13 protein-coding genes are annotated in these 11,983 nt (G+C 71.9%); 4 read left to right on the forward strand and 9 right to left on the reverse strand.

The genetic code is table 11. The features are described 5' to 3' along the window. Window positions 1-142: 142 nt before the first annotated feature. The 8 genes from def to ACWGI8_RS28275 all read right to left on the reverse strand — a co-directional run bounded on the left by def (window position 143) and on the right by ACWGI8_RS28275 (window position 7,798). Window positions 143-784, reverse strand: coding sequence for a peptide deformylase (gene def / locus ACWGI8_RS28240; protein ID WP_453665090.1), 642 nt, complete (start codon window positions 782-784; stop codon window positions 143-145). 61 nt (window positions 785-845) lie between these two features. After that, window positions 846-1,853 carry a tetratricopeptide repeat protein gene (locus tag ACWGI8_RS28245; RefSeq protein WP_453665114.1) on the reverse strand — a complete coding sequence of 336 codons (1,008 nt, stop codon included), beginning with the start codon at window positions 1,851-1,853 and terminating at the stop codon, window positions 846-848. 184 nt (window positions 1,854-2,037) lie between these two features. Continuing rightward, window positions 2,038-3,381: an HD-GYP domain-containing protein gene (locus tag ACWGI8_RS28250; RefSeq protein ID WP_453665092.1), complete on the reverse strand. Its 1,344-nt coding sequence runs from the start codon at window positions 3,379-3,381 to the stop codon at window positions 2,038-2,040. Then, the gene (locus ACWGI8_RS28255) at window positions 3,378-4,760 is read right to left on the reverse strand and encodes an HD-GYP domain-containing protein (RefSeq protein WP_453665094.1); all 1,383 of its coding nucleotides are present in this window, start codon (window positions 4,758-4,760) and stop codon (window positions 3,378-3,380) included. Before ACWGI8_RS28255 ends, ACWGI8_RS28250 begins: the two co-directional genes overlap by 4 nt. A gap of 281 nt (window positions 4,761-5,041) precedes the next feature. Continuing rightward, entirely contained in the window at window positions 5,042-5,338 is a 297-nt protein-coding gene (gene rsrA / locus ACWGI8_RS28260; protein ID WP_453665096.1) for a mycothiol system anti-sigma-R factor, read from the reverse strand. Next, the gene (locus tag ACWGI8_RS28265) at window positions 5,335-5,982 is read right to left on the reverse strand and encodes a sigma-70 family RNA polymerase sigma factor (protein WP_453665098.1); all 648 of its coding nucleotides are present in this window, start codon (window positions 5,980-5,982) and stop codon (window positions 5,335-5,337) included. The genes rsrA and ACWGI8_RS28265 overlap by 4 nt, the downstream gene beginning before the upstream one ends. A gap of 293 nt (window positions 5,983-6,275) precedes the next feature. Then, the gene (locus tag ACWGI8_RS28270; protein ID WP_453665100.1) at window positions 6,276-6,917 is read right to left on the reverse strand and encodes an alpha/beta hydrolase family protein; all 642 of its coding nucleotides are present in this window, start codon (window positions 6,915-6,917) and stop codon (window positions 6,276-6,278) included. 65 nt (window positions 6,918-6,982) lie between these two features. After that, window positions 6,983-7,798 (reverse strand): SOS response-associated peptidase, encoded by an 816-nt coding sequence (locus tag ACWGI8_RS28275; protein WP_453665102.1) that lies wholly within the window; start codon window positions 7,796-7,798, stop codon window positions 6,983-6,985. A gap of 49 nt (window positions 7,799-7,847) precedes the next feature. On the opposite strand from ACWGI8_RS28275, the gene ACWGI8_RS28280 reads away from it, so the two are divergent. From ACWGI8_RS28280 to ACWGI8_RS28295, 4 genes are all read left to right on the forward strand, one after another. Further along, window positions 7,848-8,540, forward strand: a complete 693-nt coding sequence (locus ACWGI8_RS28280; protein WP_453665104.1) for a M50 family metallopeptidase — start codon at window positions 7,848-7,850, stop codon at window positions 8,538-8,540. 68 nt (window positions 8,541-8,608) lie between these two features. Further along, window positions 8,609-9,949, forward strand: a complete 1,341-nt coding sequence (gene aroA, locus ACWGI8_RS28285; protein ID WP_453665106.1) for a 3-phosphoshikimate 1-carboxyvinyltransferase — start codon at window positions 8,609-8,611, stop codon at window positions 9,947-9,949. A 16-nt stretch (window positions 9,950-9,965) separates the two neighbouring features. Continuing rightward, window positions 9,966-10,979: a ribosome small subunit-dependent GTPase A gene (gene rsgA / locus ACWGI8_RS28290; RefSeq protein WP_453665108.1), complete on the forward strand. Its 1,014-nt coding sequence runs from the start codon at window positions 9,966-9,968 to the stop codon at window positions 10,977-10,979. A gap of 220 nt (window positions 10,980-11,199) precedes the next feature. Further along, entirely contained in the window at window positions 11,200-11,523 is a 324-nt protein-coding gene (locus ACWGI8_RS28295; protein ID WP_453665110.1) for a DMT family transporter, read from the forward strand. Here ACWGI8_RS28295 and ACWGI8_RS28300 read toward each other — a convergent pair. Further along, window positions 11,489-11,983, reverse strand: a 495-nt coding sequence (locus tag ACWGI8_RS28300) for a TetR/AcrR family transcriptional regulator (protein WP_453665112.1), incomplete at its 5' end; no start/stop codon positions are given. The two genes, ACWGI8_RS28295 and ACWGI8_RS28300, sit on opposite strands and share 35 nt — an antisense overlap.

Raw genomic sequence — 11,983 nt, forward strand, 5'->3', positions numbered from 1 at the left:
ACGACAGCCGTAATTGGCCCGCCCTTTGGCGGTAACGGCAGCGCCCCGCACCGGTCGACGGAGCGGGGCGCTGACGCTGACGACTTGCCGGCGCAGGCCGCCGCGACGGCGCGACGGCGACGGCGACGGCGACGGCGACGGATCAGTCGTTGGGGACGACCTCGTAGCGCGGCGTGCCCTCGGCCATCTGCCGCAGCGCGTCCTTGCGGTCCCGCTTCGACAGCCGGTCGATGTACAGGTAGCCGTACAGGTGGTCCGTCTCGTGCTGCAGGCAGCGAGCGAAGTAGCCGGTGCCGCGCACCTTGACCGGCTTGCCCTCGGCGTCCTGGCCGTGCACCTCGGCGTAGTCGGGGCGGGCCAGCGAGGCGTACGCCGTCGGGACGGACAGGCAGCCCTCGTTCGAGTCGTCCAGGTTGCGGCTCTCCGGCGGCAGCTCCTGCAGCACCGGGTTGCAGACGACGCCGGTGTGACGCACGCCCTCGTCGTCGGGACAGTCGTAGACGAAGACCTTCAGGTCCACACCGATCTGGTTCGCGGCCAGGCCCACGCCCTCCGCCGCCCGCTGGCTGGCGAACATGTCGTCGATCAGCGCCGCGAGCTTGTCGTCGAACTCGGTGACGTCCTTGCACTCCTTGTGGAGCACCGGGTTGCCGACGACGGTGATCGGACGGGCCGTGCCACGCTCGCGGTACGCCCGCTCGCGCTCCTCACAGTCCTCCGTGTCCACGACGAAACCATCGTTGACCTGCTGGTCCGTGTGCTGGTCCGTCTCCTGCTGCGCCATTGTCCGCCGTACGCCTTCCTCGGGTCCCGTCTGATTGCTCCATACAGACTACGGCCCGAAGTCAGCAGACTTCCTCAAGATCCCGCCACTCGCGGCTGTCCGGGCTGTCCGCGACCCAGCCGTCCAGCAGCCCGCGCACCAGAGCGGCGGGCGCGGCGATACCGCATTCACGCTCCGGCAGCCACATGTCGCCGGCCGTGCGGTGGCCCAGCGGCCCCGGGTGGCCCGGCTCGCTGTGGTCGTGCGGGTCCAGGTGCTCACCGTCGCCCTCGGCGCTCGGCATCACGCTCTCGGAACAGGCCCGGCAGAGCAGCCGCACCGACGACGACCAGTCCTCGGCGGCGAATCCGGCGTCGGCGGCGAGCTGCTCCAGGGCGTCCCGGTCGTCCTCGGTGGCGGCCTCCAGCAGCACCACCCAGGTGGGGACCGGCGAGGGCGCCCAGAGCTCGATCTCGTCGAAGACGGGGAAGCTGTGTCCGGCGGCGGTGGTGCGCTCGCCGTGCGGTACGCCGTCGTGCAGCACGACCTCGCCCCAGCGACGGCCGGACGACGGCAGGGGGATGGAGAGCACCTCTATCCGGGCCGGGTCGAGCCTGCGGCCCCACACCACCTCGGCCTCGCCCTCCGGCGACAGCCGTACGGCGGCGCTGCCCAGCTCCATCCCGACGGGCTCGCCGCCCGCGGCGCCCGGTCCGCCGCTTCCGGCGCGTGAGGGGCTTCCGGGCACCTTCAGCCCGTACGCCTGCCAGGCCCGGCGGGCCAGCGGCCAGTCCTGGAGAGCGGTGGCCGCGATCCCCACGTTCCACCAGTCGGGGGCGCCGGTCTCCTTGTCCAGCAGGGCGACGGCCCGCAGGCCCGCGGCGCGCGCCTGCTCCCAGTCGTGCCGGAACTTGTGCAGCAGGGCGAGGTTGAACCAGGACTCGGAGAGCCAGGGCTCCAGATCCGCCGCGCGGGTCAGCAGCGCGCCCGCGTCCTCGTACCGGCCGTCGCCGATCAGCGTGAACGCGCGGTCGGTGGCTTGCCGCCACGAGGCGGAGGGCCGATGCCGTACCTTCCCGAAGATCCTCACGATTCCCGCCTGCTGGTCGCTCGGGTCATTGCCCCCGGACACTTGTCTGAGTGTCTTTGTGTACGTCTCGCTCAGTGCTCCCTACTTTCGCATCCAACCATGCCCGGTCGGACGCCCGCTCATTACCCATGGGTTACCCAGGCTGAGCGGGGCTGAGTCCCGCCCGTCGCCCGCCACCACCCCCTCAGCCGAGGCCCTCCGGGCCGGCCCCGCGACGGGTCAGGACGCGGGCGAGGGACTCGACGACTTCCGGCTGGTAGTCGTGGGCGGTCCCGAGACGGAGCTGCTCCAGAGCCGTGAGCGCGCCTGTGGCACTTTCACCGGTGAGATCGTCGTACGCGTTGACGGTGCGGACGATACGGGCGGCCAGGGGCTGCTCCCGGTACGGGTCGGCCTGGCGCTCGACGACCACCGCGACGGCCGCGGGGACCCCGGTCTGGCGGACGACGGCGCCGCCCAGCAGGGCGATCCTGCGCTGCTCGGCGAGCGGCAGCAGAGCGGTGGCACCCTCCGGGACCGGGTCGACGAGGGAGAGCTGCCCGATGTCGTGCATCAGCGCCGCGTACTCCAGAACGGTCAGCTCGGGCCCCGAGAGCCCCAGCTCGCGGCCGACGGCGGTGCTCAGCGCGGCGACTCTGAGGGCATGCCCGTGGGGGGTGTAGCCCGCGATCTCGGTCGCCCGTGCGAGTGAGGAGATGGTCTGCCGGTAGGTGATCCGTACTGCCGTGTACCGCCGGAACGACATCTGGGTGAGCAGGAGCGGTACGGAGAAGACGGGCAGCGCCCAGAGCCCGGCGACAGCGGCGCCGAGCGCCATGACGGCGCCGGTCGCGCAGACGGCGGAGCCGATGCCGATCAGCGCGCGCAGTTCGTCGCGCAGCAGCGGACCGTACGGGATGGGGGTACCTCCCGTTCGCCTGGCGCCACGGGGGAGGGTGCGGGCGCGGAGCATCAGCGCGGCGAGCACGGCGTCGCAGAGCGCGGTCAGCAGCAGCAGGAGCAGCAGGTAGAGCACGTAGTACGGGCCTTTGCCGAGCCGCTCGGCCAGTGCGCCCGAGTTGTAGAGCGGCTGGAAGCAGGTCGCGGCGAACGCGACGGTCAGCACACGGCGCGTGACATGGTCGAGCGCGGGACCGCGGCCGCGCACGATGTGCGGTACGGCCCCGGCGAGGGCGCCCGCCACGACGACCGCGACGACCTGGAGGACGCCGTGGGTGGTGGCCCGCCCGCCGCTCTCACCGAGCAGCGCGTACGCCAGTGCCCCGGCGGACGCGAGCGGCGCGGGCTCCCTCCCCCATGGCTCTTCGAGCATGGGTGCGGATCCACCGGGCGGCGCCGGGGGGAGCACCCCCGTGCCGGGCGGTGCACCCCGTCGGGTGGCCTCCCCGACGGCGATGAGCACGCCGAACGCGAGGGCGGTGCCCGGGTCCGCGACGCCGTTCCACAGGGTCCAGCCGAGCCCGGCCACGGTCAGCGCGGCAGCGGACCCGTACACGCCCAGAACGGTGACCGGGACCCTCGGTGTCATCCGCCCTGCCTGTGCCGTGCCGTCGGAGCGGAGGCGGGTCCGGCCGGGACGGAGGGGCACTCCGGGGGCGGCTGGGCGGGCACGTGCGGCTCGTCGGCGGTCACCCCCGTCTGCCAGCCGTGACGGTCGAGGGCGCGGACGAGGGCTCGCACCATCCGGGGGTCGAACTGGGTGCCGGCGCAGCGTTTCAGCTCTTCGACCGCGGTGGCGACGGGCCGCGCCCTGCTGTACGAGCGGGTCGAGGTCATCGCGTCGAAGGCGTCGGCGACGGCGACCACGCGGGCGGACTCGGGGATCTGACGGCCGGCGAGTCCGTACGGGTAGCCGCTTCCGTCGAGCCGTTCGTGGTGGTGCAGGATCGCCGCGCGGGCCTCGCTGAGGAAGCCGATGCCCCGGACCATCTCGTGCCCGTACTCGGGGTGCAGCTCGATCACACGGCGCTCTTCCGGGGTGAGCGGTCCGTCCTTGCGCAGCACGCGTGTGGGTACGCCCAGTTTGCCGACGTCGTGCAGTATCCCGGCGAAGCGGAGCACTTCGAGGCGCTCCTCGTCCATGCCCAGCTCACGCGCGATCAGTACGGACGCGCGGCCCACCCGCTCGCTGTGGCCGCGGGTGTACTTGTCCTTGATGTCGACGGCCTGAACGAGGGCGCGGATGGTGGACCGGTGAGCGCCCTGCTCGCGGTGGTACTGCGCGAATACCCAGCAGGAGATGTACATCGGCAGCAGCACGAAGAGCGCGGACAGCGGACCGTACGGGCTGCGCCACAGCACGGCCATCATCAGCCCGGCCGGTCCGTGCACGGCGTGCGGCGCGAGGGAGCGCAGCAGCAGTCCGCGCCACGCCGCGCGGACGGGGACGCGTTCCGCGGTGGCGAGGATGCCGCCGTCGAGCGCGGTCAGCACCAGGCAGTACGTGAATGCGGCGGCGAAGGCGGGCAGCAGCGCGTACGGGAAGTCGGCGGCGCCCAGCGCGGCCGGGCCGCCGAGGATGACGGCCACCCGGGACGCTGCCCAGGCGGCCAGGGCCAATTGGGCCGCCCGCCACACGCGGCGGACGCCCGCGGGGCGCTGCTCGACGTGGGCGAGCAGCGCGCCCGGTGCCGCGACCAGCGCCGCGGCCGCGGGCGGAAGGAGCAGCGCGGCGGCGAGCAGCACAGGGAAGAACGATCCGGCGCCGACCGGTACGGATCCGCCGACGACCCGTCCCAGGACGGGGAAGCGGGCGGGCACCTCGCACACCGCGTACAGCCCCGCGAGCAGCCCGACGGTGCTCCAGGCGGTACCGGCCCCGGGGCGCAGGGCGGGGAGCACGCACACACCGGCACTCACGACGGCGCACAGGATGTACACCCGCGCCGCTCCGGGAATGACTCTCACCGCCCTCAGCCCTCCTCGGCCGCCCCCAAATCGAGCGCAAGGCTAGCGAGTTGGGGTGTCCACGGCGGGCGGAAGCGACCGATTAGCACCATCGGGTGACACGGTGCGAGGGCGGACGGGCGCGTCCCCTGCGGGCATGCTGCCCGGGGACGCTGCCCGGGTACGCAAAGGGGACGCACCTTCCGGTGCGCCCCCTGTGTCCGGTCCGCCGCCGGAGCGCTACTGCTCAGTGACTGTTCCGCGGCTGCTCAGCGGCTGTTCGGCGACTGCTCGGCGACCGGTTACTCCGCGCCCGCCGTCAGGTCGTGCTCGGGCACGGTCTCACCGGACCGGATCAGCTCGATCCGGCCCATGACCTTGGCCCGCAGATCCACCGGTACGTCGTCATGGCCGCAGCAGCGCTTGACGAGCTTCTTCACCGCCTGCTCCAGGCCGTACTTCTCCAGGCACGGGGAGCACTCCTCGAAGTGCACCTCGAACTTGGTGCAGTCGCTGTCGGGCATCTCCCGGTCGAGGAACTCGTAAAGATGATCGAGTACCTCCGCGCAGTCAGTCTCGTGCGGCTCTCCGCAGCTCATGAGCCCGCGCCTTTCCGATCGTTCGTCGACTCCCCGGCGCCCGCGGGAACGAGCCCGCGATCACGGGCGTAGTCCTCGAGCATGCCGCGCAACTGGCGGCGGCCCCGGTGCAGTCGGGACATCACCGTACCGATGGGCGTTCCCATGATGTCCGCGATCTCCTTGTACGCAAAGCCCTCTACATCCGCGAGGTACACCGCGATGCGGAACTCTTCGGGGATCGCCTGCAGCGCTTCCTTGACATCGGAGTCCGGCAGGTGGTCGAGCGCCTGGGACTCCGCGGAGCGCAGACCCGTCGACATGTGCGACTCCGCACGGGCGAGCTGCCAGTCCTCGATCTCCTCGGCGGCACTGCGCTGCGGCTCGCGCTGCTTCTTGCGGTACGAGTTGATGAAGGTGTTCGTGAGAATCCGGTACAGCCAGGCCTTGAGGTTCGTGCCCTCACGGAACTGGTGGAAGGACCCGTAGGCCTTCGCGTACGTCTCCTGTACGAGATCCTCGGCATCGGCCGGATTGCGCGTCATACGCAGCGCGGCCGAGTACATCTGGTCGAGGTAGCCAAGTGCGTCCCGCTCGAAGCGTGCGTTGCGCTCGGCAGCCGTCTCGTCCATGCGGCTGTCGTCGGTCCCAGTGACCGGACCCACCTCCTCCTCCGCTGTGGCGAGACCGAAACCGGACCCGCTCGAATCGGAGGATAGACGACCAACCGCACCGCCCGCCGTCCGAATGGGGGTCGCCTTGGGTGCACGCAGCACTGTCCACTCCAGGTCAGCGGCCTGCGACCTGCTCGGGCAGATGGTCGAACCCATGCGACGGACTCCCTCTCCACGCTCCTGTACTGACGTGGGACACAACAGAAGGTCCGCCCTCCGCTATTCCCGGGCGTACGACACAGCCAGGATCCGGCTGTCGGGATGCGGCCGTCAGGATGCGGCCGTCAGGATCCGGGCAGGGCCGTGATCCACTTCCGTACGCCGTCGACGACGGTGGCCAGGGCCTCCTCCTGGGTCAGCGCCGCCCGCTTGGGCACGGCGAGCCCGTGGTCCGCGGAGTCCACCTCGATCAGCTCGTACTCCCCGTCGGGGAACTCCTCCGGCTTCCCGAACGAGTCGTTTCCGCCCTGGACGACAAGGACGGGAACGCCGGCGCCGAGCAGCTCATCGGCCCGGGACTTCTCCGGCCTGCCCGGCGGGTGCAGAGGGAAGCTGAGGGCGAGCACGGCGCGCGCGCCCAGCTCCCGCGCAGTGCGGCAGGCCACCCGTGCCCCGGCGCTGCGCCCGCCCGCGACGATCGGCAGCCCCCGCTTCTCCAGCGCCGGCCACAGCCCCCGCCAGCCGGTGTCCAGGGTCTTCGGCGCGGGCGCGACCTGCTTGCCCGCCACCCGCCACGGCTGCTCCACGAGGGCCACGGTCACCCCGGCGGCGGGCAGTTCGGCCGCGAGCGCCTGGAGGTCGCGGGCGCCGATGCCGCCGCCCGCGCCATGGCTGACGGCCAGCACGAGCCGGGCCTTGCCGGTGGCCGGGTGCCAGGTGATGCGGGCGTCCCCGGCGGGTGTCTCGACGATCTCGCTCTGTGTCACATCAGCAGTGTCACACCACGAGCACCGGAAACTTCAGGAAGCAGGAAGCACGAGCACCGGGAACTTCAGAAGAGCGTGCCGACCTCAGGGGCCGCCAGCTCCTCCAGCAGTTCAGGTCCGTTGTTGCGGACATTGGAGACCGCCGTGCCGACGGGGTACGCCCGCATCAGCCCGGGCGGCGGCGGCGCGAGCAGCGTGCGCAGCTCCTCCACGTCCGTGCGGGCCGGGTCGAGCCAGGCGTCCCAGCGGTCCTCCGTGAGCATCAGCGGCATCCGCGGGTGGATCTCGGACAGCGAGTGGGGGCCGTCGGCGGGTGCGACGGCCAGCGGGCTCGCCTCCGCCTCGGTCGTGATCACCGAGCAGGTCACCCACCAGGACTGCGGGTGGTCGTCCGGCAGGGTCCGGTCGCGCCAGAACTCGTACAGCCCCGCCATCGCGAAGACCGAGCCGTCGGCGGGGGTGACGAAGTACGGCTGCTTGCGGGGCCGCTTCTTCTTCCCCTCCACCTCCAGCTGCCGCTCGTCGGCGCCGGTGACCCACTCGTAGTAGCCGTCGGCGGGCAGGATGCAGCGCCGGGCGAGGAAGGGCCGGCGGAAGGAGGGCTTCTCATGGACGGTCTCCGCACGGGCGTTGATCATCCGGGCCGCGCCCTCGGGGTTCTTGGCGAAGGACGGGACGAGTCCCCACTTGAGTTTCCGCAGTTGGCGAACCGGGCGGCGGTCGTCCGCGTCCTTCACAGGACGTTCGAGCACCGCGTAGACCTCTTTCGTCGGAGCCACGTTCCAGTCGGGAGCCAGGGTCTCCGCCGGCTCCCACTTCTCGATCTGGAAGAGTCCCGTCAGGTCCTCGGGCCTGCGACTCGCTGCATACCGTCCGCACATAAGTGCCACACTGCCACGACCCCGAGCCTCCCGAGGAGCCACCCCGGAAATGGTCACACCCGAAGTCTTCGGCACCCAGCCCGCGCCCGAGCAGTGGCTCGTCATAGGCACGGCCGCGCTCGCTCTCGTCGCGGTCGTCCCGCACACGCTGTGGCGGCTGTCCCGCAACGCGATCACGATCGCCCACGAGGGCGGCCACGGCCTGATCGCCCTGGCCACCGGTCGCCGGCTGGACGGCATCCGGCTGCACTCCGACACCAGCGGCCTCACCGTCAGCCGCGGCAAGCCGACCGGGCCCGGCATGATCCTCACCGCGGCCGCGGGCTACACCGCCCCGCCGCTGCTCGGACTCGGCGGCGCCTGGCTGCTCGCCGCGCACCACATCACGCTGCTCCTGTGGGTGGCGACCGCGCTGCTGATCGCGATGCTGGTGATGATCCGCAACGCGTACGGGGCGCTCACCGTGATCCTCACCGGCGGGGCATTCCTGCTGGTGTCCTGGCTGACCGATCCGGCGGTGCAGGCGGCGTTCGCGTACGCCGCGGTGTGGTTCCTGCTGCTCGGCGGCGTACGGCCGGCCTTCGAACTGCAGGCGAAGCGGCGGCACGGCGGGGCGCCCGACTCGGACGCGGACCAGCTGGCCCGGCTGACGCATGCGCCGCCCGCGATGTGGCTGCTCCTCTTCCATGCCGTATCGCTGTGCTCGCTGATCGGTGGCGGTCGCTGGTTGCTCGGTCTGTGATCGTTCACGGAGCTCTGTGACCGGTCGTGGAACGGCTGCGGCCTCCCGGGGCCATTAAAGTGATGGCCATGACCGAGAGCTCCGTGCACCCCGCCCTCTGGCCCGCCCCTCATGCAAGCGGGCCCGTCGACGCGACGGTCACCGTGCCCGGATCGAAATCGGTCACCAACCGCGCGCTCGTGCTGGCGGCACTGGCCGCCGAGCCCGGCTGGCTGCGCCGGCCGCTGCGCTCCCGCGACACCCTGCTGATGGCGGAGGCCCTGCGGGCCATGGGCGTCGGCATCGAGGAGCAGGTCTCCTCCAGCTCCACCTCCACCGGCGGCCCCGACAGCGGCGAGGCCTGGCGGATAATCCCGGCCGGGCTGCACGGCCCCACAACGGTCGACGTCGGCAACGCCGGCACGGTGATGCGCTTCCTGCCGCCCGTCGCCGCCCTCGCCGACGGTCCGATCCGCTTCGACGGCGACCCGCGCTCCTACGAGCGTCCGCTGGGAGGCGTGATCAACGGTCTGCGCGCGCTGGGCGCCCGCATCGACGACGACGGCCGCGGCTCCCTCCCGATGACCGTCCACGGCGGCGGAGCGCTGGACGGCGGCCCGGTGGAGATCGACGCCTCCTCGTCCTCGCAGTTCGTCTCCGCCCTGCTGCTCTCCGCGCCACGCTTCAACCAGGGCGTGGAGGTACGGCACATCGGCTCCCGGCTGCCGTCGATGCCGCACATCCGGATGACCGTCGACATGCTCCGTACGGTCGGGGCACAGGTCGACGAGCCGGAGACCGGCGGCGAGCCCAACGTCTGGCGGGTGCGCAGCGGTGCGCTGCTCGGCCGGGATCTGACCGTGGAGCCGGATCTGTCCAACGCCCAGCCCTTCCTGGCGGCGGCGCTGGTGACGGGCGGCCGGGTCACCGTGCCCGACTGGCCCGAGCGCACCACCCAGCCAGGTGACGCGCTGCGCGAGATCTTCACCGAGATGGGCGGTTCCTGCGAACTCACGGACGCGGGTCTGACCTTCACCGGCACCGGCCGGATCCATGGCATCGACGTCGATCTGAGCGAGGTCGGCGAGCTGACCCCGGGCATCGCCGCGGTCGCGGCCCTGGCCGACTCCCCCTCGACGCTGCGCGGTGTCGCGCATCTGCGGCTGCACGAGACGGACCGGCTGGCCGCGCTCACCAAGGAGATCAACGAGCTCGGCGGCGATGTCACCGAGACCGAGGACGGGCTGCACATCCGCCCGCGCCCGCTGCACGGCGGGGTGTTCCACACCTACGACGACCACCGGATGGCGACGGCCGGCTCGATCATCGGTCTCGCCGTCGACGGAGTGGAGATCGAGAACGTGGCGACGACGGCCAAAACCCTGCCCGATTTCCCGAGGATGTGGACCGACATGCTCGCGGGCAACTGAGCGGGGACGGCCGGAGATGCGCCGCTACGGCAAGCACACCGACGAGGACGACATCCGCCAGCGCCCCAATCCCAAGGGCAATCGTCCCCGTACGAACATCCGCCCCAAGCACGAGGACGCGGCGGAGGGCATGGTCCTGACCGTCGACCGGGGCCGGCTCACCTGTCTCGTCGACGACCGCACGATCATGGCGATGAAGGCCCGTGAGCTCGGCCGCAAGGCCGCCGTGGTCGGCGACCGGGTCGAGCTGGTCGGCGATCTGTCCGGCAAGAAGGACACCCTCGCCCGCATCGTCCGGATCGGCGAGCGCCGGTCCGTCCTGCGCCGCACCGCCGACGACGACGATCCGTACGAGCGCGTCGTCGTCGCCAATGCCGACCAGCTGGCGATCGTGACGGCCCTCGCCGACCCGGAGCCGCGCCCGCGGCTGATCGACCGCTGTCTGGTCGCGGCGTTCGCCGGCGGCCTGGAGCCGCTGCTGGTGCTGACCAAGTCGGATCTGGCCCCGCCGGACGAACTGCTGGAGATGTACGGCGCGCTCGGTGTCCCCCACATCGTCACCACCCGCGACGAGTTCGTGGGCGGCGTCGCGGCCGACCGGGTCTACGAGCACCTCAGGGGCCGGACCACCGCGTTCGTCGGCCACTCCGGCGTCGGCAAGACGACTTTGGTCAACGCCCTCGTCCCGAAGGACCGGTGGCGCAGCACGGGCGTGGTGAACGCGGTCACCGGTCGCGGCCGGCACACCACCACCTCGGCGCTCGCACTCCCCCTCGCGGGCGAGGACAACGGCTGGGTGATCGACACCCCGGGTGTGCGCTCCTTCGGGCTGCACCATGTCGACCCGTCCCGGGTCATCCACGCCTTCCCGGATCTGGAGCCGGGCACTGAGGGGTGTCCGCGCGCCTGTTCGCACGACGAGCCGGACTGCGCGCTGGACGAGTGGGTGGCTCAGGGGAAGGCCGATCCCGCGCGTCTCTACTCACTGAGGCGACTGCTGGCGACGCGCGAGCGACGCGAAGGCGACTGAGCCGGGGCGACGCGAAGGCGACCGAGCCGGGGCGACGCGAAGGCGACTGAGCCGGGGCGACGCGAAGGCGACCGAGCCGCGGTGACACGAAAGCGACCGAGCCGGGGCGACGCGGAGGCGGCCGACCCGCGCACGTTTGCGACCGCCCGCTGCTGGTAAGTGCATAATCGCACCAAGTGAGACGAAGCAGTCACCGACGCGGACGCGGGAGGCACTGACCATGGCGTGGCTGCTCGTAATCGTCGCCGGGCTCCTGGAAACCGGATTCGCGATCTGCCTCAAGCTGTCGCACGGCTTCACGCGTCTGTGGCCGACGATCGCGTTCGCCATCTTCGCCATGAGCAGCTTCGGGCTACTGACGCTGTCGCTGCGCAAACTCGACGTCGGCCCGGCATACGCGGTGTGGACGGGCATCGGCGCGGCGGGCACCGCGATCTACGGGATGGTCTTCCTGGACGAGGTCGCGTCGACCCTCAAGATCGTCTCGATTTCGCTGGTGATCGCCGGGGTCATCGGCCTGCAGCTGTCGGGTTCGAGCCACTGACGGCGTTTCCTGCGCTGCCGGAGCCGCCACCGCGGTAGACGGCGCTCACAGCGTTACGGACCAGCGGACCGACCCCTTCCGGGGCGGGCGCGACGACGTGCGCCAGGGCGAGCCGCACGGCCAGCTCGCAGCGGTGGGCGAGGTCGAGGCTCTCCTCCTTGGTACGTCGGCGGCTGCCCGGCTCCTGAGCTGCCAGCGAGCGGTCCCGTACCGCGGCGACCAGCTCGGCGGGCGCCGGGTGCCCGGCATCCGCGCGGCGCTGCGCCGGCAGTGCGGAGGCGGCGGCCGACCTGCTCGCGGGCCGTGGGGTGGGGAGCCGCTCTCCCCAGCAACCGGTGAGCAGGGCGCGCAGCAGCGGCCTTGCGCGGGCCTCCCCGACGGTCCACTCCGCGAGCCGCACCAGCTGCTCGCCGCTCCCGGCCCGCTCCGCGAGGACCCGGTCCACCCCGCGGAGATACAT

The sequence above is a fragment of the Streptomyces sp. NPDC054841 genome, assembly GCF_053611045.1.